General features: G+C 72.3%; 22 protein-coding genes, 2 tRNA genes and 1 other RNA gene. 16 read left to right on the forward strand and 9 right to left on the reverse strand.

The window, feature by feature from the left end:
• The first annotated feature begins 19 nt into the window (after positions 1 to 19).
• Together HNR61_RS10790 and HNR61_RS10795 are read left to right on the forward strand one after the other, a co-directional pair.
• Positions 20 to 472 (forward strand): beta/gamma crystallin domain-containing protein, encoded by a 453-nt coding sequence (locus HNR61_RS10790; protein WP_182842957.1) that lies wholly within the window; start codon positions 20 to 22, stop codon positions 470 to 472.
• A gap of 471 nt (positions 473 to 943) precedes the next feature.
• Positions 944 to 2,359 carry a hypothetical protein gene (locus HNR61_RS10795; RefSeq protein WP_182842958.1) on the forward strand — a complete coding sequence of 472 codons (1,416 nt, stop codon included), beginning with the start codon at positions 944 to 946 and terminating at the stop codon, positions 2,357 to 2,359.
• A 565-nt stretch (positions 2,360 to 2,924) separates the two neighbouring features.
• Here the strand turns inward: HNR61_RS10795 and HNR61_RS10800 are convergent.
• The 5 genes from HNR61_RS10800 to HNR61_RS10820 form a co-directional block, all read right to left on the reverse strand.
• Positions 2,925 to 3,012 (reverse strand) — tRNA-Ser (locus HNR61_RS10800).
• 10 nt (positions 3,013 to 3,022) lie between these two features.
• Positions 3,023 to 3,460, reverse strand: coding sequence for a tRNA adenosine(34) deaminase TadA (gene tadA, locus HNR61_RS10805; RefSeq protein ID WP_182843213.1), 438 nt, complete (start codon positions 3,458 to 3,460; stop codon positions 3,023 to 3,025).
• 37 nt (positions 3,461 to 3,497) lie between these two features.
• Complete coding sequence (locus tag HNR61_RS10810) at positions 3,498 to 3,953, reverse strand: tRNA adenosine deaminase-associated protein (protein WP_312897841.1); 456 nt, start codon at positions 3,951 to 3,953, stop codon at positions 3,498 to 3,500.
• Positions 3,954 to 4,005: 52 nt separating this feature from the next.
• A complete protein-coding gene (locus tag HNR61_RS10815) occupies positions 4,006 to 4,491 on the reverse strand; it encodes a tRNA adenosine deaminase-associated protein (RefSeq protein ID WP_182842959.1) in 486 nt (161 codons plus the stop codon).
• 154 nt (positions 4,492 to 4,645) lie between these two features.
• Complete coding sequence (locus HNR61_RS10820) at positions 4,646 to 4,939, reverse strand: hypothetical protein (protein WP_182843241.1); 294 nt, start codon at positions 4,937 to 4,939, stop codon at positions 4,646 to 4,648.
• Positions 4,940 to 5,037: 98 nt separating this feature from the next.
• Here HNR61_RS10820 and upp point away from each other — a divergent pair, with 98 nt between their 5' ends.
• From upp to HNR61_RS10855, 7 genes are all read left to right on the forward strand, one after another.
• Positions 5,038 to 5,670 carry a uracil phosphoribosyltransferase gene (gene upp / locus HNR61_RS10825; protein WP_182842960.1) on the forward strand — a complete coding sequence of 211 codons (633 nt, stop codon included), beginning with the start codon at positions 5,038 to 5,040 and terminating at the stop codon, positions 5,668 to 5,670.
• Between the two features lie 157 nt (positions 5,671 to 5,827).
• On the forward strand, positions 5,828 to 6,106 hold the full coding sequence (locus HNR61_RS10830; RefSeq protein ID WP_067821206.1) for a three-helix bundle dimerization domain-containing protein: 279 nt from the start codon (positions 5,828 to 5,830) through the stop codon (positions 6,104 to 6,106).
• Between the two features lie 89 nt (positions 6,107 to 6,195).
• A complete protein-coding gene (locus tag HNR61_RS10835) occupies positions 6,196 to 6,354 on the forward strand; it encodes a hypothetical protein (RefSeq protein ID WP_174567406.1) in 159 nt (52 codons plus the stop codon).
• Between the two features lie 6 nt (positions 6,355 to 6,360).
• The gene (locus HNR61_RS10840; protein ID WP_182842961.1) at positions 6,361 to 6,888 is read left to right on the forward strand and encodes a PH domain-containing protein; all 528 of its coding nucleotides are present in this window, start codon (positions 6,361 to 6,363) and stop codon (positions 6,886 to 6,888) included.
• 203 nt (positions 6,889 to 7,091) lie between these two features.
• Complete coding sequence (locus tag HNR61_RS10845) at positions 7,092 to 8,486, forward strand: transcriptional regulator (RefSeq protein WP_182842962.1); 1,395 nt, start codon at positions 7,092 to 7,094, stop codon at positions 8,484 to 8,486.
• A gap of 174 nt (positions 8,487 to 8,660) precedes the next feature.
• Positions 8,661 to 9,350, forward strand: coding sequence for a FadR/GntR family transcriptional regulator (locus tag HNR61_RS10850; RefSeq protein ID WP_182842963.1), 690 nt, complete (start codon positions 8,661 to 8,663; stop codon positions 9,348 to 9,350).
• Between the two features lie 99 nt (positions 9,351 to 9,449).
• The gene (locus HNR61_RS10855; protein WP_182842964.1) at positions 9,450 to 10,727 is read left to right on the forward strand and encodes a CynX/NimT family MFS transporter; all 1,278 of its coding nucleotides are present in this window, start codon (positions 9,450 to 9,452) and stop codon (positions 10,725 to 10,727) included.
• Here the strand turns inward: HNR61_RS10855 and HNR61_RS10860 are convergent.
• Both HNR61_RS10860 and ypfJ read right to left on the reverse strand, forming a co-directional pair.
• Complete coding sequence (locus HNR61_RS10860; protein WP_067833542.1) at positions 10,714 to 11,022, reverse strand: type II toxin-antitoxin system VapB family antitoxin; 309 nt, start codon at positions 11,020 to 11,022, stop codon at positions 10,714 to 10,716. The two genes, HNR61_RS10855 and HNR61_RS10860, sit on opposite strands and share 14 nt — an antisense overlap.
• 18 nt (positions 11,023 to 11,040) lie before the next feature.
• Positions 11,041 to 11,910, reverse strand: coding sequence for a KPN_02809 family neutral zinc metallopeptidase (gene ypfJ, locus HNR61_RS10865; RefSeq protein WP_182842965.1), 870 nt, complete (start codon positions 11,908 to 11,910; stop codon positions 11,041 to 11,043).
• A gap of 165 nt (positions 11,911 to 12,075) precedes the next feature.
• Here ypfJ and HNR61_RS10870 point away from each other — a divergent pair, with 165 nt between their 5' ends.
• Positions 12,076 to 12,891, forward strand: a complete 816-nt coding sequence (locus tag HNR61_RS10870) for a siderophore-interacting protein (RefSeq protein ID WP_312897842.1) — start codon at positions 12,076 to 12,078, stop codon at positions 12,889 to 12,891.
• Between the two features lie 50 nt (positions 12,892 to 12,941).
• Here the strand turns inward: HNR61_RS10870 and HNR61_RS10875 are convergent.
• Positions 12,942 to 13,026 (reverse strand) — tRNA-Ser (locus HNR61_RS10875).
• A 10-nt stretch (positions 13,027 to 13,036) separates the two neighbouring features.
• Positions 13,037 to 13,369 (reverse strand): DUF952 domain-containing protein, encoded by a 333-nt coding sequence (locus HNR61_RS10880; RefSeq protein ID WP_182842966.1) that lies wholly within the window; start codon positions 13,367 to 13,369, stop codon positions 13,037 to 13,039.
• A gap of 59 nt (positions 13,370 to 13,428) precedes the next feature.
• Between HNR61_RS10880 and ffs the strand changes: the two genes are divergently transcribed.
• The 6 genes from ffs (at position 13,429) to HNR61_RS10910 (ending at position 18,546) form a co-directional block, all read left to right on the forward strand.
• Positions 13,429 to 13,524, forward strand: an RNA gene (ffs, locus tag HNR61_RS10885) — signal recognition particle sRNA small type.
• Between the two features lie 38 nt (positions 13,525 to 13,562).
• Entirely contained in the window at positions 13,563 to 15,521 is a 1,959-nt protein-coding gene (locus HNR61_RS10890; protein WP_182842967.1) for a DNA polymerase III subunit gamma and tau, read from the forward strand.
• A gap of 155 nt (positions 15,522 to 15,676) precedes the next feature.
• The gene (locus HNR61_RS10895) at positions 15,677 to 16,054 is read left to right on the forward strand and encodes a YbaB/EbfC family nucleoid-associated protein (protein ID WP_067832469.1); all 378 of its coding nucleotides are present in this window, start codon (positions 15,677 to 15,679) and stop codon (positions 16,052 to 16,054) included.
• A 64-nt stretch (positions 16,055 to 16,118) separates the two neighbouring features.
• Positions 16,119 to 16,718, forward strand: coding sequence for a recombination mediator RecR (recR, locus tag HNR61_RS10900; protein WP_182842968.1), 600 nt, complete (start codon positions 16,119 to 16,121; stop codon positions 16,716 to 16,718).
• Positions 16,711 to 17,259: a DUF5063 domain-containing protein gene (locus HNR61_RS10905; protein WP_067832471.1), complete on the forward strand. Its 549-nt coding sequence runs from the start codon at positions 16,711 to 16,713 to the stop codon at positions 17,257 to 17,259. The genes recR and HNR61_RS10905 overlap by 8 nt, the downstream gene beginning before the upstream one ends.
• A gap of 60 nt (positions 17,260 to 17,319) precedes the next feature.
• Positions 17,320 to 18,546 (forward strand): DUF6882 domain-containing protein, encoded by a 1,227-nt coding sequence (locus HNR61_RS10910; RefSeq protein WP_182842969.1) that lies wholly within the window; start codon positions 17,320 to 17,322, stop codon positions 18,544 to 18,546.
• The last annotated feature ends 99 nt before the right edge of the window (positions 18,547 to 18,645 follow it).

Raw genomic sequence — 18,645 nt, forward strand, 5'->3', positions numbered from 1 at the left:
CGACGAAAGGAAAACGGGGATGTCGAAGGTGATCCGCACGGCGGCCGTACTCGGCATGGGGGCCGCGCTCGCGCTGCCCCTCGCGGGGACCGCGCAGGCCGCGCCGGTGGCGCGTCCCGCCGCCACGGGCGAGGCGAAGGTGCAGGCCAAGGCCTGCTACGTCTCCTTCTATGACAAGAAGAACTTCGGCGGCCGGGGGGTGTGCATGCCGGTGGGCGACTACATCAACCTGCGCCACTACAAGTGGCCGGGCACCAACATCCCGATGGACAACAAGTACAGCTCGGCCAAGATCGACAAGGTGTGCAAGGTGCAGCTCTTCCGCGACTTCAAGTACAAGGGCAAGTCCTCCACCTGGAAGCGCATCGGCGGCGTTCCGGGGAACCTGCGCAAGGTCCCCGACCTGAGCAAGGTGAAGGTCGGGGACAACAAGGTCACCTCGATGAAGATCTTCTGCGCCGCCGACGTCTGAGCCGACCCCGGCGCCTCCACGTCTTGACGGTCGACAAGACGCCCGACGGGGGCGCCGTGGGGCGGGGCGAACGGGACCGGGCCGGGTTCATGACGACGCGACCCGGTCCCGACCATCCGCCTCGCCTGCCCGGCAGGCTCGACGGCGAGGCCGTCACGACCGGCCGGTAATCCGTCCTCGACGTCGCCGGGGCGTGGGACCTGCAATCCATGCTGGAGATCACCGCCCCCGAAACAGGGCACCGTTGCGCACGGCACGACGACGGTCGACGAACCGCGTGGATGCTGCACGCGGGCGGGCGACATGGCACCAGGTGAGGTGGGTCTGCGGGAGATCTCCGGAACGCTGCCACGAACCTCCGCCGCTTCACCCGGCGTGAGTTCGGGGTCCGCCCTGGGTCCTCAGGCCCTGGGGAGGGGCAGCGGTGATCTCTAGGTTTGGTTCGTTCCAAGCCAAGCTGGGAGATACGGAATGCGCGGTCCCCGGACGGTCCGGGTCCTTTTGGGCGTGGTGGCCTTCCTCACCCTCATGGCGGCCGTTGAGGCGTGGCGTCTGGACGGGGGCGCCGCCGGTTTCGGGACGGCCCTCGTGCTCGCCGTACCGGCCGCCGCCGCCCTGCTGGCCGCCCGGTCGCTCGCCGTCCCTCGGGCCCGCACCTGGTGGCTGGTCGTGGCGCTCCAGGCGGGATACGTCCTCTGGCAGCTCGCACGGGTGGCCGACGGCGACCCGTGGGGGCTGGTCGGCCTGGCCCTCCCGCTGACGATCATCGTCCTGGCCGCCGGGCGCCTGCGGCCCGCCGCCCGTCCGGCGCCCGATCGGGGCGAGGGCGCGGTCGGGTACGCCGCGCTGCTCCTGCTCGTCGCGGCGATCGTGGCCGCGCTGCTGAGCACGGGACTGCCGGGGCAGGTCTCCGACCACGTGCAGGCGGCGGTGTGCCGGGTCACCGCCGATGAGGACTGCGGCGACGACCGCCCGGCGCCCGCCCGGCCGCTCGCGGAACCGGCCGAGGCCAGGCCCGCACCCGACGACGGCAACTGCGTCGACTGGCTCGACTGGGCCTGCGGCCTCACCGACGGCGTCCGCCGGGGCGTCGTGAGCGCCGTGACGGACGTCAAGGACGGCGTCGTCTTCGCCGTCTGCCTGGTGCCGGTGTGCGACAGCTCCGGCGACAACTGGAAGGGCCTTGAGCAGCTGGTCACCAATCCCGTCGACAGCGGCAAGGCGATGTGGGACGACGCGACCCAGCCGATTCGCGACGACTGGAACAACGGCCACAAGATGCGGGCCGTCGGCTTCGCCGTGCCGTCCTTCCTCGGCAGGATCTTCGGCTCGAAGGGCCTCGGCACTCTCGGCAAGCTGCCGAACAAGCCCAAGGCCCCCGACTTCGACCGCACGTCGTTCGCCGCCTTCACCGACGGCATCACCGGCCGCGTCTACCAGGGCGACGACGCCACCCTGCGCGGCGACATCCCCGCCGCCGAAGAGCACCTGCGCGCAGCGGAGAAAGACCTTGAGACGGCGCGCGAAGCCGCCAAGAAGGGCGACCTGCAGGAGGAGTCGCACCGCGTCATGAACGCCGAGTGGTTCGTACACCGCCTCAAGTCAGACATCTTGCTGCGCAAGGCCCTTCTCGACACCCCGGGCGGCAAGGAGGCCACGGACCTCCTCATCAAGCACAAGATCAGCTTGGAGGCGACCCACCTGCGCGACAACGCGGTGACCTACCAGGGCCCGTACAACGGCCTCGATCACCCTTACCTCCGGATCGACAACCACCACGGCCGCCAGGGCCCCCTCACCGAGGCCCGCGCCCGGCAGCTCGCCCCCGAGATCGTCCGTGTCCTCAAAGACCTGGACGAGCGTCGGGAACTTCCCGGTCAGGACTAGGGCGTGTTTCCAAGCCCTGGCCCACGGCGCTCGCCTGGCGGCTCGCACCTCACCAGGGCTTGGCGAGCGCGACATCGCTTCGCGATCTGACCTGCGGGCCCTCGCCTTCGGCGTCGGGCCCGCAGGTCAGGTAACGCGCTCGCGTGCGTGGCTGAGGCCCACTTTGAAACAGGCCCTAGCCGCCAGCCTCGGGTACCCGACCATGTCGACCAGCCGACGAGCGGCGGGCCAGACCCATGCGGACCGTGGCGCACCCCGTAGACCACCGCCTTCCCTACCAGGGCCACGGTCGCCAGCGAGCGGGGCAGCGCGATACCGCCGGTCTCCCAGACCGCCGCCAGCGGCATTGCCTCCTGAGCCGTGATCGTTGAATGATCTCGTCTCTCGCGTGCGGCCTCTTGGATGGCGCCGACGGCGTCCCACTCCCATCGGTGCCCGCGCGCGGCCACCGGCTCGGCCGCCTTCAGGTCGGGGCGATCCGCGTCCCGTGCCGCGACGGTGCCGCAATGATCACTAACGCAAAAGGGCCGCTGAGCTGTTTCCGCAGCTCAGTGGCCCTTTTCGGTGGCGGTGGTGGTGGGATTCGAACCCACGGAAGCTTGCACTTCACACGCTTTCGAGGCGTGCGCCCTCGTCCACTAGGCGACACCACCGCGAAAGAGCCTACCGGACTCTGCGAGTGCTGAAGAACTCGATTAGCGGGGCGGCGCACTCGTCGGCCATGACCTCGGCGACGACCTCGGGCCGGTGGTTCAGGCGGCGGTCCCGGACGACGTCCCACAGCGACCCCACCGCGCCGCCCTTCAGGTCGACCGCGCCGTACACGATGCGGTCGATCCGCGCCTGCACGGCCGCGCCCGCGCACATCGTGCACGGCTCCAGCGTCACCACCAGCGTGCAGCCCGAGAGCCGCCACTCGCCCCGGACGGCGGCGGCGGCGCGCATCGCGACGATCTCGGCGTGGCCGGTGGGGTCGCCGGTGCGCTCCCGGTCGTTGTGGCCGGCGCCGATGACCGTTCCGGCCTCGTCCAGCACCACCGCGCCCACCGGGACGTCCCCGGCCTCGCCCGCCGCCCGTGCCTCGGCCAGCGCCGCGCGCATCGCGTCGTGGTACGCCAGTGTGAGATCGGTCACCGTGTCAGTCACGCAGCCGGTCGAACTCCTCGCCGAAGCCCGCGATCTCGGCGAGCAGCAGCAGCGCGTCGCCGGGCAGCGCCTTGTCGGCCAGGTCCGTCATCTGCGGCGCGGGCACGCCCAGGTCCTCCAGCAGCCCGGGATCCCCGGCCGCGTCCCCTTCCGGCACGTCCCCGACCAGCTGGTGGAACAGTCCGCCCAGCCCGTCGTCGCGCACCGTGGACACGAACGCCCTCGGCTCGTCCTCGCCGTCCAGCCGCACCACGGCGAACCAGTCGTCGTCCTGCTCGATCAGCAGCACCACGGGGTCGCCGTAGGACTCGACGGCCGCCTCGCGCATCAGATCGGCGACATCGTCGACGTGCTCGGCCTCGGCGAGCACGGCCTCGGCGCCGACCCACCCCTGCGGAGTCCGCGCGAAGACGGCGGCGAAGTAGGACACCCGCTCATTGTTACTCACCAGACAGGCCCGGTCACACCCTCGGGAGGGTCCCAATCGGGGCCGCCCCCGGTCAGACGACGGCGTCCAGCGCGCGTTCGAACGCGGGCGCGAACCCGATCCGGGAGGCGACGCTCAGCAGCATCTCGTCCGGGTACAGCTCCAGGTCCCCGGAGATCGCGCCGAGCTCCATCTCGTCCAGCCCCAGGTCCGCGAAGATCGACATGTCGCCGACCGGCAGCACCTGGTCCAGCTCCTCGTCCTCGGGGACCGGGATGTCGAGGTACTCCAGCACCTGCTGGGCCAGCGGCCAGTCCACCGAGGCGGTGACGTCGGACAGGAAGACCATCTCCTCGTCGCCCAGCAGCCGGATCGCCACGAAGAAGTCGTCGCCGACCGACACCAGGCCGATGGTGCCGCCCAGGCTCGGCTGCTGACGCAACGCGTGGATCAATCCCGCCAGATCCTCGGTCAGCGCGACCGGAAGGACCTCCGCCTCCCAGCGGTCGTCTTCCCGGTACACCACGACGGCGAAATCCGTCGCGTCCATATCCGTCATTTCCACCCCACCGGCGCCGTTCCTGCCCTGGGCATGGTCGCAGATACGGCGCGTGTTCGCGTACCTCACCGCCGAAATGCACGCGCACTTCACGGCGGCGGCCCGGCCCGCCGCGGGCCCGGGACTCCTCGCGCGGAATCTACTGGATCCCCGCTCACAGGCTCCGGAACGTCCGGCGGCGCAGGGCGGCGTGGATGCGGGCCCGGCGCGAACGGTGCGGGGTGACGCGTTCCCGCAGTTCGCGGGCCTCGGCGAGTTCCCGCAGGAAGGCCGCGCGGCGGCGCAGCCGCTCGCGGATCTGCTCCGGCGTGAGGTCGGTCACCGCGTCGTCGTCCCGGCCGTCGTCCCGGCCGTCGTTCCGCCGCCCGGAGCCGGAGGCGGGCGGGTCGGGGGCGCTCTCCTGCACCCGTACGGCCCGGTGCCGCGTGTTGCCATGATCTCCGTTCATAACGGGATGGTGCCCAGCTCAGCGCCCCCCAATCGGAACGTCCCGCGCCCCTCCCCCGGGGGGACGACCCGAGGCGCCCGCGAAGGTACGGTGAGGCCATGCAGACCCTCGCCGTCGACCACCCGCTCGTCGCGCACAAGCTGACCACCCTGCGGGACGTGAACACCGACTCGCCCACGTTCCGCCGGCTGGCCGACGAACTGGTCACCCTCCTGGCCTACGAGGCCACCCGCGACGTCCGGGTGACCGACGTCACCGTGCGGACCCCGCTGACCGACGCCGACGGCGTGCAGCTCACCAGCCCCAAGCCGCTGGTCGTGCCGATCCTGCGGGCCGGGCTGGGCATGCTCGACGGCATGACCCGGCTGCTGCCGACCGCCGAGGTCGGCTTCCTCGGGATGATCCGCAACGAGGACTCGCTCCAGGCGCAGACCTACGCCACCCGCCTGCCGGACGACCTGTCGGGCCGCCAGTGCTACGTGCTGGACCCGATGCTGGCGACCGGCGGCACCCTGGCCGCCGCGACCAAGCTGCTGCTGGAGCGCGGCGCGACCGACGTCACCGCCGTGGTGCTGCTGGCCGCGCCGGAGGGCCTCAAGCACCTGGAGCAGGAGCTGACGGGCGCGCCGGTCCGCGTGGTCACCGCCGCGATCGACTCCCGCCTCAACGAGCAGGGCTTCATCATGCCGGGCCTCGGCGACGCCGGGGACCGCCTGTACGGCGTGGTCTGACCCCTCGGCTTGACCGCACGCGACCGATCTTGGGGGTTCGGCCCGACGTCACCGTGGGTAGGACACCGCTACGGAACGTCAGATCGTTCCCCTCCGTCACCCCGGCACAGGGGACGGTTCAGGACCGGGGCGACGCGAGCGAGTCCGAGGATGCGTGATGGCACACCCAGGGGACGGCGCAGCGCCGCGTGACGAAGCAGAAGCGGGTTACCGGGCGGTCGGTGAACGCCTCACCGCGGAGTTCTCGGGAGTGCACCCGCCGGAGACGGTCGCCCGCTGTGTCGCCGCCGCGCGGCACGGCGCGCAGGAGGTCGCCGGCGGGGCGCCCGCCGATCTGGTCGAGAAGATCGCCCGCCGCCATCTGCAGGTGCTGGCGATGGTGGCCGCCGAGAAACGCCGCCGCGCGCCCCGCACCACGTTGGGCAACACTCCCTAGGAACGCGCGGCGGCCGTTCCTTTGCCGGGCGTTGGGCCTGTGGGAAACTGGCCTGGGGTCTGTGGCTCAACGCGCTCCGGGAGGCTGTCGTGCCCGCCAAGAAGTACCTCACGTGGGCCGCTGTGGCCTTTGTGGCCTTCTATGTGTTCAACCAACCAGAGGGTGCGGCACGGTCGGTGCAGACCGCCGCCGACGGGCTGGCGTCCGCCGCCGACTCCCTGACCACCTTCGTCACCTCCCTCGGCTGAGGCGTCATGCGGCTGGTCACTCCCGGCGACTCCGCGCCGGCCTCGGTCAACAAGTACCTCCTCCCGCACGAGACCCAGGTGATCACGGTGCGGCGGCACCCGGCCGTGCTCATGGTGCCGGTCGGCCTGGTGCTCGGCGGGCTCATCGTCGCGGGGGTGCTGTCCAACACCCTGGCCGGCGACGCGGGCGCGGTGATCAGCTGGATCTGGTGGGGCTGGCTGGCGGTGCTCGCCTGGTTCGTGTGGCGGGTCGCCGAATGGTCGGTGGACTACTTCGTCATCACCAACCAGCGCATGCTGCTGACGACGGGACTGCTCACCCGCAACGTCGCGATGATGCCGCTGGCCAAGGTCACCGACATGAGCTTCAAGCGCTCGATCACCGGCCGCATGCTCGGCTACGGCGAGTTCGTGCTGGAGTCCGCCGGCCAGGACCAGGCGTTGTCCACGGTGGACTACCTGCCCTACCCCGAGCAGCTGTACCTTGAGGTCTGCGAGATGATCTTCCCGAACAAGAACCCCAGCGACGACTAGCGGCCGGGGCGGGCACCCCCCGTTCGGGGGTACCGCCCGAACTATTTTCGGTACCCGCCCGGATCCCCTGGCGAGCAGGGCTTTCGCCGACAAAAAGAGGATCTTGTCGGTTAACGCTTCGTTGCTCTCGATGTGTGTCAACCGTCGATGTGCAATTATGTCGGCACCCCAGCCGCCTGAATACTTCCGCTAAGTGAGTCCACATGCCGGGTCCAGGCAACGTCGGCGAACGTGTCCGCAACCTGCGCCTGACCAGACGCTTGTCGCAGGCACAACTCGCCGGCCACGACCTTTCAGACAGTTACATCTCGTTGATCGAGTCCGGGAAGCGCACGCCCACGCCGACCGTGCTGCGGATGCTGGCCGAGCGACTCGGCTGCACACCCGAGTACCTCGCCGAGGGCGTCGAACCGGAACAGCGCGCCCATCTGGAGGTGCGCGAGCGACATGCCCACCTGGCGCTGCTGGGCGGGGACGCGGCGGCCGCCGAGCGCGGCTTCGCGGAGGTGATCGCTCGTAGCGACGACGCCGAGCTGACCGCCCGCGCCCGCTGGGGCCGGGCCCGCGCCCTGGCGGAGACCGACCGCCTGGAGGAGGCCATCGCCCTCTTCGAGGACCTGCGTGAGCAGGCCGAGCGCGATCCGGGCCGGGCCAGCCGCCTGCCGTTCGTGATCGCGCTGGCGCGCTGCTACCACGCGGTCGGCGACCTCGGCCAGGCCGTCTCCCTCGGCGAACGCGCCCTGGACCGCCTGCGCGCCCTCGACCTCACCGTCGGTGAGGAGTACAGCGAGGCCGGACGGGTCCTCCTCCTCACCTACGTGGACCGCTCCGATCCGGCCCGCGCGCACGCCCTGGCCCGCGAGCTGCTGGCCGCCCGGGAGGCCGAGGGGGACGTCCCGCTCAGCGTCGCCTACCAGCGCGCCAGTCTCCGGGCGCTGGAGGAGGGCGCGATCGGCGACTCGCTGTACTTCGCCGACCAGGCCCTGACCGTCCGGTCCGCCGGGACGCCCGAACACGTGCGCGCCCGCCTGCACCTGGCCGCCGCCAAGGCGCTGCTGCGCGGCGTCCCGGCGCTGTCGGCGACGTCGGACGCCGCGCAGGAGGCCCTCGACCTGCTGGACGGGACCGACGGCCTGGGCGAGGCCGAGGTCGCCGAGGCCACCATCGAGCGGTCCCGCGCGCTGGTCCTGCTCGGCCGCGCCGACGAGGCGATCGCGCCGCTGGAGGACTTCCTGCAGACCGGCCTGGCACTGGCCGCCCCGGAGTCGGAGGACGGGCTCCGGGCCGCGCCGCTGCCGGACGAGGATCTCGCCGGACGCCTCCAGAAGACCGCACAGGCACGGTTGGTGCTGGCCCGGGCCCGGCTGGCGCGGAACGACCGCACGGCCGCCCTCGTCGTCCTGCGCGCCGCGCGGGGCCGGCTGGCCGATCTCCCGCCGGGCCGCCCGGCCGCCCACATCCTGCGGGAGCTGGGCGAACTGCTGGAACAGGCGGGAGAGGTCACCGAGGCCGCCGACGCCTACCGGCGGGCGCTGGAGGCGGCGGGCCTGCGCCCCGCGCGCCCCATGACCACGAGCTGCGACCTGGGCCGCGTCTGACGGGCACCGCGCCGCCGCCCGCCACCCGGCGGGCGGCGGCGCGATGCCCGGGGTGAGCACCATCACGTAACGGACGGAACAAAATCAGGCGATTCGTGGTCCTAACATGGAGACATGGGATGACTGGGTGATCCGCCCGGTCCTCCCCGCCGTGACCGACCTCGAAGGAGCACCGTGACGCTGCGCACCGCCCGCCGTTCGTCCCTGGTGGACCAGGTGATCGATCAGCTCAGGGGCGAGATCGCCGCGGGTGCCTGGCCGGTCGGCGGCAAGATCCCGCCGGAGCCGGTGCTGTCGGAGACGCTCGGCGTCGGCCGCAACACCGTGCGCGAGGCGGTGCGCGCCCTCACCCACGCGGGCCTGCTGGAGTCCCGCCAGGGCGACGGCACCTACGTGCTCGCCACCAGCGAGATGTCGGGGGCGGTCCGCCGCCGCCTGGAGACCGCCGAGCTCATCGAGATCCTGGAGGTGCGGCGCGGGCTGGAGGTGGAGGCCGCCCGGCTGGCCGCCGCCCGCCGCACCGAGGCCGACATCGCCGCCATCGGCGCGGCCCTGGCCGAGCGCGACGCCGCCTGGGCCGCCGGGGAGCACGCCCGGTTCGTCGAGGCCGACCTGGCGTTCCACACCGCCGTCGTGGAGGCGACCCACAACCAGGTCCTCACCGACCTGTACCGCGACTTCGCCGCCACGCTGCGCGCCAGCATCGGCGCCGCGGGGAACATGCTGGAGCACGCCGACGTCCCGCACGGGCCGATCGCGTCGGCGATCGAGGCCGGCGACGCGCCCGCCGCCGCGCTGGCCACGCACTCGTGTCTGGACCAGATCCTGCGCTCCACCGAGAAACGCGACGCCGCGCCCGTCTGACGCCGCCGCCCGGGCCCGTCCCGAACCCTTCCCGGAGCGCTCCGGCACCGTCGCTCCCACCCGACTTCCGCACCCCGCAGGACGTATCGCATGACGACCATGACCTCTTCCGCCCGCCGCACCCCGGCCGTCTCCCGCGCCACCGCGCTGTGGACGCTCGCCGGACTCATCCTGCTGACCGTCAACCTGCGCGCCGCGATCACCGGCGTCTCGCCGATCCTGGGCGACCTGAAGGAGCAGTTCGCGCTGACGGGCTTCGAGGTCAGCGTGCTCACCACGCTGCCCGTGCTGTGCCTGGGGATCTTCGCCTCGGCGGCCCCGGTCCTGGGCCGCCGGCTGGGCACCGAGACCGCGATCACCGCCGCCCTCGCCATGATCACCGTGGGCATCGTGCTGCGGATCGTGCCGTCCCCGCTCGCGCTGTTCGCCGGGACGGTCCTGGCCGGCGCGGGCATCGCGATGGGCAACGTCCTCACGCCCGCCGTCATCAAGCGGGTCTTCCCCGGCCGGGTCGGCTCGCTGACCGGCCTGTCGATGATGCTGATGGCGGCCAGCGGCGCGATCGCCGCCGGGCTGGCCGTTCCGCTGGACGACTCCGCCGGGTGGCGCGTGGCGCTGGCGGTGTGGGCCGTCCCGTCGCTGGTCGCCGTCCTGGTCTGGGGCCCGCTGGCGCTGCGCGGCCGCCGCTCGGCGCGGCCCGAGCGGGCCGAGACCCCGGCGAGCGGGCCGCAGGGGACGCTCCTGCGCTCCCCGCTGGCCTGGTACGTGGCGACGTTCATGGGCATGGCGTCGCTGATGTTCTACGTGCTGATGTCGTGGCTGCCGGAGATCATGCAGGACTCCGGGTTCGCGCCGGCCGAGGCCGGGATGATGGTCTCGGTGATGATGCTGATCGGCATCCCGCTGGGCTACCTGGTCCCGGTGTTCGCCGCCCGCCTGCGCGACCAGCGCCTCATGGTCGGCGCGGTCGGCGTGAGCATGGTGGCCGGCATCGGCGGCATGCTGTTCGCGCCCGCCCTCGGCTGGGTCTGGGTGTCGGTGCTCGGCCTCGCGACCGGCAGCGCGTTCCCGCTGGCCTACACGCTGCTGAACCTGCGTTCGCTGACCCCGGCCGTCGCGGCCCGCCTGTCGGGCATGGCGCAGACCGCGGGCTACCTGCTGGCGGGCTTCGGCCCCCTCGCCGTCGGCACCCTGCACAGCCTCACCGGCGGCTGGGACGTCTCCCTGTGGCTGCTGCTCGTCCTGGTGGTCCCGGAGATCGTGTTCGGGCTGCTGGCGGCCCGTCCCGGCCATGTCCGCCCGAGCGGCGAGCAGGAGGAGGGCCCGCTGGAGAAGCTGCTGGAGCCCGAGGAGGCCGTGGCGGTCACGTCCCGCTGACGGCGTCCAGGTCGAGCACCCGGGCGTGCAGCACGAGCCGCTGGTGCAGCGCGGCCCGCAGCGCCCGGTGCAGGCCGTCCTCCAGGTACATCTCGCCCTTCCAGAGCACCACGTGCGGGAACAGGTCCCCGTAGAACGTGGAGTCCTTGGCCAGCAGCGACTGCAGGTCCAGCTCCCGCTTGGTGCTGATGAGCTGGTCGAGCCGCACCTGGCGCGGGGGGATCTTGGCCCAGTCCCGGGACGACAGCCCGTGGTCGGGATAGGGCCGTCCGTCTCCCACCGCCTTGAAGATCACCCTTGCGAGTGTACGTTCTCAGATGGACCCGGAGAAGGTGTCGCACCTGTCCGGATCACCTGTCTGGAAGCCCGTGGTGAACCAGCGCCGCCGCTGCTCAGAGGTCCCGTGCGTGAATCCGTCGGGATCCACGGACCCCTGGGTGCGCCGCTGGATGCTGTCGTCCCCGACGGCCTCGGCCGCGCTCAGCGCCTGCCGGATGTCCGTCTCGGTCAATCGGGTGAGGAAGCCGGTGCCGACGGCGTGTTCGGCCCAGACCCCCGCATAGCAGTCGGCCTGGAGCTCCAGCCGCACGGCCCCGCTCTCGGCGCCCTTGGCGTCGCCCCTCACCCGTCCCATGGCGCCCAGCAGGTTCTGCACGTGGTGCCCGTACTCGTGCCCCACCACGTACGCCTGGGCGAACGGTCCGCCCTCGGCCCCGAACTGCCGCTGCAACTCCCCGAAGAAGGTCAGGTCGAGATAGACCTTGCGGTCCCCCGGGCAGTAGAACGGCCCCACGGCGGCCGTGGCGTGCCCGCAGGCGGTCTGCGTGGCCTGGCTGAACAGCTGGGTCCTGGCGGGCCGGTAGGTCAGCCCGCTCCGCCGGAACTCCTCGTCCCAGTACTTCTGGATGCTGTTGACCGTCCCGACGATGCGGCAGTCCTCCGACTGGTCGGCGTCGGCCCCGGTCCGGCACCGCTCGGAGAGGTTGGTCCCGCTGCCGACCCGCCCGGCCTCCCGCTGCGGCGACCCGTCGCCCCCGGTCAGGTCGAGCCCGAAGACCAGCGCCACGACCGTCGCCACCAGCCCGAGGACGCCCCCGCCCACGACCATCCTCCCGGGCCCTCTCCGTCCCCGGGCATCCTCGACCTGCGAGGAATCCAGTTGAGCGTCATCCCTGAAGTCCATCCGGCGCCTCCGACCAGCCCTCGATCTCGCCCCGGACCTTCCCCGAGATCCGCCGATGCAACGTCCCTTCCTCCCCCAATCCCGACATCCGGACGGTTGACCCGGGGCGGGCGGAAGGCGATCCTCGTTTAATTAGGTTTGCCTTACCTAAGCCGAGGAGACGTGGTGACCCGGACCAACATGAACGCGATCCGCGTGAAGCCCGAGGACAGCGAGCTGCTGGAGTTGCGGGTCGTGCGCCGCGAGCGCCTCTCTCCCCACTTCATGCGGGTCACGCTCGGCGGGGGAGACATCGGGCGCTTCGCGTTCATGGGTTACGACCAGTGGTTCCGGCTGTTCATCCCCGTCTCCGACGACTCGCTGTCGCGGCTGCCCAGGAAACTCAACGCCCTCGCCTACGCCAGGTACCTCGCCATCTCCAGGACCTCCCGGCCGATCCTGCGCAACTACTCCGTGCGCGCCTTCCGCGAGGACGTCCAGGAGATGGACGTGGACTTCGTGCTGCACGGCCCGGACGACGGGACCGCGGGCCCCGCCGCGTCGTGGGCGCGGACCTGCGAGGCCGGCGACCCGGTGGCCGTCCTGGACGAGGGGATCTCGTTCAGCCCTCCGCCGGACGTGCGCCACGCGCTGCTGGTGGCCGACGAGAGCGGCCTTCCCGCCGCGGCCGGGATCCTCGCCTCGCTGCCGCGCGACCACCGGGGCAGGGCGCTGCTGGAGATCCCCTCGCCCGAGGACAAGCAGGACCTCGACGTCCCGCCCGGGGTCGAGATCGACTGGATCACCCGCGACGACCCGCACGCCGTTCCCGGACGCGCCGCGCTGGCCGCGGCGACCGCGCTCGACCTGCCCGACGAGCCGTTCTTCGGGTGGACGGTGGGGGAGCAGGCCCTGCCCGTGGCCGTGCGCCGCCACTGGGTGAAGGCGGGGGCGCCCAAGGAACGCATCATGTTCTGCGGCTACTGGCGCCACACCCCCTGACCGGGAAAAACACCAAGGGCGGCATCCTGGGATGCCGCCCTCGTGGAGTGCGGAGGATACGAGATTCGAACTCGTGAGGGGTTGCCCCCAACACGCTTTCCAAGCGTGCGCCCTAGGCCACTAGGCGAATCCTCCGTGGGCTAGCCTACCGGGTCTCGGGCACTGGTCTGACCTCGATTACGGCCGAGGTGGGGATCGGGCCGTAGACGTGGGGGAACAGGTCGCCGTCGGCGGGTTCGTAGCGGACCGGGGCGTCGAGTTCGGACACGTCGATGACCAGCAGGGCCAGGGTCGCCGGGTCGGTTCCGGCGTAGAAGCGCGACAGGACGCCCCGCGCCTGGTCCAGGTCGGCGGAGCAGTGGATGAAGCCCTCCTCGTCCAGGGTGCGGCCCAACGTGGACATGGTGTACGACACACCCGTGGCGCGGGCCTCTTCCCAGCGGGCGATCTCGGCTATGTGCAGGAGAGTTTCGGACATCGTGAGCGAGCCTACGGCGGGAGGGTGCTCAGGTGGACCGCGGATGTCATAGACTCTGGGCAGACCCCTCGCACGGCGTCATCCTGTGAACCTCCCCAGGGCCGGAAGGCAGCAAGGATAAGCAGGCTCTGTCGGGTGTGCGGGGGGTCCTTTTCGCTTCTGACGCTCTGCTTCTTCCAGGAGGGCGGGCCCCATGAGTCTGGCTCTGTACCGCAAGTACCGGCCAGCGACGTTCGCCGAGCTCAAGGGGCAGGAGCACGTCGCCGAGCCGTTGCAGCAGGCCCTGCGCAACGGGCGCATCAACCACGCCTACCTGTTCAGCGGGCCGCGCGGCTGCGGCAAGACCTCCAGCGCCCGGATCCTGGCGAGGTCCCTCAACTGCGAGCAGGGGCCCACCCCCGAACCGTGCGGCAAGTGCGACTCGTGCGTCGCGCTGGGACCGACGGGGAACGGCCACATCGACGTCATCGAGATCGACGCCGCTTCGCACGGTGGTGTCGACGACGCCCGCGACCTGCGGGAACGGGCCTTCTTCGCCCCCGTCGCCGCGCGCTTCAAGGTGTACATCATCGACGAGGCGCACATGGTCACCCGCGAGGGTTTCAACGCGCTGCTCAAGCTCGTCGAGGAACCCCCGCCGCACCTGAAGTTCGTGTTCGCGACGACCGAGCCCGAGAAGGTCATCGGGACCATCCGGTCGCGGACCCACCACTACCCGTTCCGGCTGATCCCGCCCGGCGTGCTCACGCAGCTCGTCGAGGAGATCCTCCGGTCCGAGAACGTCCCCTACGAGGAGGCCGCGCTGCCGCTGGCGGTGCGGGCGGGCGCCGGGTCGGCGCGGGACACCCTGTCGATCCTGGACCAGCTGCTGGCCGGGTCGGACGAGAAGGGCATCACCTACGCGCGGGCCGTGTCGCTGCTGGGCTACACTGACTCGGCGCTGCTGGACGAGGTCGTCGAGGCGTTCGCGGCGCGGGACGGCGCGAAGGTGTTCGCGGCCGTCGACCGGGTCGTGGAGAGCGGGCAGGACCCGCGCCGGTTCGCCACCGACCTGCTGGAGCGCCTGCGCGACCTGGTCATCCTCGCGAACGTCCCCGAGGCCGGGGGCAGCGGCCTGCTCAACGTCCCCTCCGACGAGCTCGAACGCATGAAGCGGCAGGCCGCCGCGATGGGCCCCGGCGAGCTGACCCGCGCCGCCGACCTGCTGCACTCCGGCCTGACCGAGATGCGGGGCGCGACCTCGCCCCGGCTGCTGCTGGAGCTGATCGCGGCCCGCATCCTGCTGCCCGCCGCGTACGAGGACGAGGCGTCGCTGTTCGCGCGCCTGGACCGGCTGGAACGGCAGGCCCAGGGCGGCGGGTTCGCCTCCGCCCCGGCCCCGGCGGCCGCTCCCGCTCCGCCGCCCGCCCCGGCCCCGGCCCCGGTTCCGGCCGCGACCGTTCCGGCTCCGGCGCCCAGCCCCGAGCCGCCGCGCCCGGCCGCGCCGGCCCCGCCGCCGCCCGCGCAGCAGTCCCGGCCCGCGCCCCCGCCGCCTCCGGCCCCGGCCCCGCCGCCGGCCCCCGCCGCCGGTGGCGGTGACGTCGCGGCCGTGCAGCGCATGTGGCCCGACATCGTCGAGGCGGTCAAGCGCAAGAGCCGCGTCGCCTGGATGGTGATCATGTCGGGCGTGCAGCCGATCGCGCTCGACGGGAACCTGCTCACCCTCTCGTTCGACACCGAGGGCAAGCGCACCAACTTCACCCAGGGCGGCCGTGACGTCGTCCTGCGCGAGGTGCTGCGGGAACGCATGGGCGTCGAGTGGCGCGTCGACACCGTCATGGCGGGGCAGGCCCCGTCCGGCGGGCGGTCCGGCGGCTACGGCGCGCGGCCCGCCGCGCCGAGCCCGGCCCCGGCGAACGACGCCTTCAACGCCGCCCCCGCGCCGCGCCCCGCCCCGCCCCGGAACGACACGCCGCCGCCCCCGCCCGATCCCGGTCCCCCGCCGCCCGACGAGCCGCCGCCCCCGCCGGAGCCCGGCCCGATCGACGAACGCGAGGAGGTCGACCCCGAAGGCGACGCCGACGCCGACGGGACCGAGGCGGAGATGAGCGGAATGGCGCTGATCCAGCGGGAGCTGGGCGGTCAGGTCATCAGGGAGATCGACAACACCTGACCGCTCCCGGGCGCACCGCGCCGGGTGCGTACCGCATCCCGCCCGAAACCCGTAGTCTCGGGAAGGACGGACGTCCGGTGGCCCGTGGGCCCGGAGGAGTCAGGCCCTTACGGGGGCGGCGAGGAAACGGAGTACACCCCGTGGAACCCGGTGGTTTGAACATCCAGGAACTGCTCCAGCAGGCGCAGCGCATGCAGGAGCAGCTGGTCAGCGCCCAGCAGGAGCTGGCCGAGACGCAGGTGGAGGGCACCGCGGGCGGCGGTCTGGTGACCGTGAAGATCAATGGGCAGGGCGAGGTCGTCGATCTGCGGATCGACCCGAAGGCCATCGACCCGGGCGACCCGGCCGACACCGCCGAGACGGTGGCGGACCTGGTGCTGGCGGCGATCCGCGACGCGGGCCGCGCCATCCAGGAGCTGATGCAGCAGAAGATGGGCCCGCTCACCCAGGGCCTCGGCGACATCCCGGGGCTCGGCCAGGGAGGGATGCCCGGCCTGCCCGGCATGCCCGGCGGCCCCCCGCCCGGCCACTGACCCGTAGCGAACCGGGCGGACGGAACGCCTCCGTCCGCCCCTCCGACCCGAAAGGAAGCGACCGTTGTACGAAGGGGTCGTCCAGAACCTGATCGACGAGCTGGGCCGCCTGCCCGGCGTCGGCCCCAAGAGCGCGCAGCGGATCGCCTTCCACCTCCTGGCCGCCGACCCCGCCGACGTCGAACGGCTCGGCCGGGCGCTCAAGGAGGTCAAGGAGAAGGTCCGGTTCTGCGGGACGTGCGGGAACGTCGCGGAGGAGGAGGAGTGCCGGATCTGCCGGGACCCCCGCCGCGACCCGAGCGTGATCTGCGTGGTGGAGGAGTCCAAGGACGTCGTCGCGATCGAGAAGACGCGCGAGTTCCGGGGCCGGTACCACGTGCTGGGCGGCGCGATCAGCCCGATCGAGGGCGTCGGCCCCGAGGACCTGCGCATCCGTGAGCTGATGGCGCGGCTGGCCGACGGGACCGTCACCGAGCTGATCCTGGCGACCGACCCGAACCTGGAGGGCGAGGCCACCGCGACCTACCTCGCCCGGCTGGTGAAACCGATGGGACTGACCGTGACCCGCCTGGCCAGCGGCCTGCCGGTGGGCGGCGACCTCGAGTACGCCGACGAGGTGACGTTGGGCCGCGCGTTCGAAGGACGGAGACTCCTCGATGTCTGACACCAACAGTCCGCAGGACTGGAACACCCTGGCCGAACGTGTCGCCTGCCACGTCGAGAACTACCTCAGCGGTCTGGAGGCGGTCGCGCGCGGCGAGGGCGGGACGCACACGATCCCGCTGCTGCTCCTGGAGGTGTCGCAGGTCATCCTGGCCGGTGCGCAGCTGGGCGCCAGCGCCGACGTGATCCTCCCGGACAACTGGGAGCCGGAGATCGGCGACGATCCCGACCTGGACCACGTCCGGCAGGGGCTCGCCGAACGCCTGGTCACGGTCGACGAGTACGTCGAGGTGTTCGACCCGTACAAGGACACCGAGCCGACGTCGTACCGGCTGTCGGACGACCTGGTGGACGTGGCCAGCGACCTGGTCCACGGCCTGCGCCACTACCAGCAGGACCGCCCGCTGGAGGCCCTGTGGTGGTGGCAGTACTCCTACTTCAACCACTGGGGCAACCACGCCGGAGCGGCCCTGCGCGCCCTGCACGCGGTGATCGCGGGCGCCCGCCTCGACGTCGTCCAGGAGAGCGTCGCCGTCCAGTAGCGGCCGCCGGTCCCGTCCCCTAGCCTCGGGATCTCGTGAGATCACCGGGATGGGGGACGGATGCCGTTCAGCGAGGAGTTGCGGGCGCTGACCACCGGGGACATGCCGGAGACGGTGCTGCGGTTCCGGCGGCTCAACGCGGCACTGGCCGGCCGGGCGCTGCGCCGCGACCCGGAGGCGGGCGCGTTCTGGGTGGACGGGGACCGGCGGACGGCGAGCGTGCTGGGCACCCTCGCCGAGGACCACACCTTCCAGTGGACCTGGGCCGTCCGTGACCCCGGCGACCCGGTGTGCCTGCACGCCGGGCGCCTGCGTGCGCTGGGCGAGCGCCACGGCGTGCCGGAGCTGACCGCCCCGCTGGTGGACCTGGGCGGGTTCGCCGACCCCCGCGCGGCCGCCGACGTGCTGGCCGCCCGGGTGTCGGGGCTGCTCGGCTCCGGTCTGGTGATCAAGTATCCGCACGGCGGCCGGGCGCTGACCTACTACTTCGTCGAGATGCCCGAGGCGCCGCCCGCGCCGGACGAGGACCCCGCCGACGAGAGGCTCGACATCGTCGAGCTGGGCGTTCCCGCGCCGCTGCCCGGGGCCCTGATGGAGATCGCCGCGCCGGCGGTCGCCCGCACGCTCGACACCGGCCACGCCCTGGCCGCCGAGGTCGGCGGCTGGCGCACCGTCCCCGCGTGGGAACCCGCCACCGGGGTCCTCGACTTCGGGAACGGCCGGACGGTGGCCGCCGCCGAGGTCGGCCTGGTGCGCCCGGACGGCGTCTGGGAGTGGACCGGCGGGCCCGGAGCGGAACGCTTCCGCGCGGCCGCCCGCGAGCACGGCGCCGCCGAGCTGGCCGCCGACCGCGTCGACCTGTCCGGCCACCCGCGGGGCGCGCACGTCGTGGAGGTCCTGTCCCGCGCCGCCGCGCACCTGGGCGGCGCGAGCGGCCACTGGGCGGTGCCGGGCGACGGCGGCGTCCGGCACTTCGCGCTCACCGGAGCCGGCCTCGCGGAGATCGGCCTGTCCACCCTCGACCGGGCCCTGGACCAGGCCGCCGACATCGTCCAGCAGCTCACCGCGTACCCCGACCGCCCTCCGGTGATGCGGGAGATGGTGCGCGGGGCGCTCGCCCTGCACGGGTTCGGCGTCTGGCAGGACGGTCCGGACATGCTCTTCGGCAGCGTGGACGAGCTGGGCGGCGCCGGCATGGGCATCGGCACGCACCGGTACAACGTCACCTTCAGCCGGGACGCGACCATCATCCGCACCGAGTTCGGGCCGATGACCGACTTCCTCTGACGGCGGTCTATCTCACACTTCGGGAAGCTTGTCTCGCCGTGAGCTTTACCTGCCCGTAATTCGCGGACGTGACGTCGGTAGACTCGTCGCCGGTAGCCT

The sequence above is a fragment of the Actinomadura kijaniata genome (assembly GCF_014138665.1).
In the GTDB taxonomy this organism is placed as follows: domain Bacteria; phylum Actinomycetota; class Actinomycetes; order Streptosporangiales; family Streptosporangiaceae; genus Spirillospora; species Spirillospora kijaniata.

Bases quoted from the DNA above. Each gene is read 5' to 3' on its own strand.
- HNR61_RS10790 (WP_182842957.1), top strand. From the start codon at position 20: ATGTCGAAGGTGATCCGCACGGCGGCCGTACTCGGCATGGGGGCCGCG.
- HNR61_RS10795 (WP_182842958.1), top strand. From the start codon at position 944: ATGCGCGGTCCCCGGACGGTCCGGGTCCTTTTGGGCGTGGTGGCCTTC.
- tadA (WP_182843213.1), bottom strand. From the start codon at position 3,460: ATGCGCGCGGCGCTGGCCGAGGCACGGGCGGCGGGCGAGGCCGGGGAC.
- HNR61_RS10815 (WP_182842959.1), bottom strand. From the start codon at position 4,491: ATGACGGATATGGACGCGACGGATTTCGCCGTCGTGGTGTACCGGGAA.
- HNR61_RS10820 (WP_182843241.1), bottom strand. From the start codon at position 4,939: ATGAACGGAGATCATGGCAACACGCGGCACCGGGCCGTACGGGTGCAG.
- upp (WP_182842960.1), top strand. From the start codon at position 5,038: ATGCAGACCCTCGCCGTCGACCACCCGCTCGTCGCGCACAAGCTGACC.
- HNR61_RS10830 (WP_067821206.1), top strand. From the start codon at position 5,828: ATGGCACACCCAGGGGACGGCGCAGCGCCGCGTGACGAAGCAGAAGCG.
- HNR61_RS10840 (WP_182842961.1), top strand. From the start codon at position 6,361: ATGCGGCTGGTCACTCCCGGCGACTCCGCGCCGGCCTCGGTCAACAAG.
- HNR61_RS10845 (WP_182842962.1), top strand. From the start codon at position 7,092: ATGCCGGGTCCAGGCAACGTCGGCGAACGTGTCCGCAACCTGCGCCTG.
- HNR61_RS10855 (WP_182842964.1), top strand. From the start codon at position 9,450: ATGACCTCTTCCGCCCGCCGCACCCCGGCCGTCTCCCGCGCCACCGCG.
- ypfJ (WP_182842965.1), bottom strand. From the start codon at position 11,910: ATGGACTTCAGGGATGACGCTCAACTGGATTCCTCGCAGGTCGAGGAT.
- HNR61_RS10880 (WP_182842966.1), bottom strand. From the start codon at position 13,369: ATGTCCGAAACTCTCCTGCACATAGCCGAGATCGCCCGCTGGGAAGAG.
- HNR61_RS10890 (WP_182842967.1), top strand. From the start codon at position 13,563: ATGAGTCTGGCTCTGTACCGCAAGTACCGGCCAGCGACGTTCGCCGAG.
- HNR61_RS10905 (WP_067832471.1), top strand. From the start codon at position 16,711: ATGTCTGACACCAACAGTCCGCAGGACTGGAACACCCTGGCCGAACGT.
- HNR61_RS10910 (WP_182842969.1), top strand. From the start codon at position 17,320: ATGCCGTTCAGCGAGGAGTTGCGGGCGCTGACCACCGGGGACATGCCG.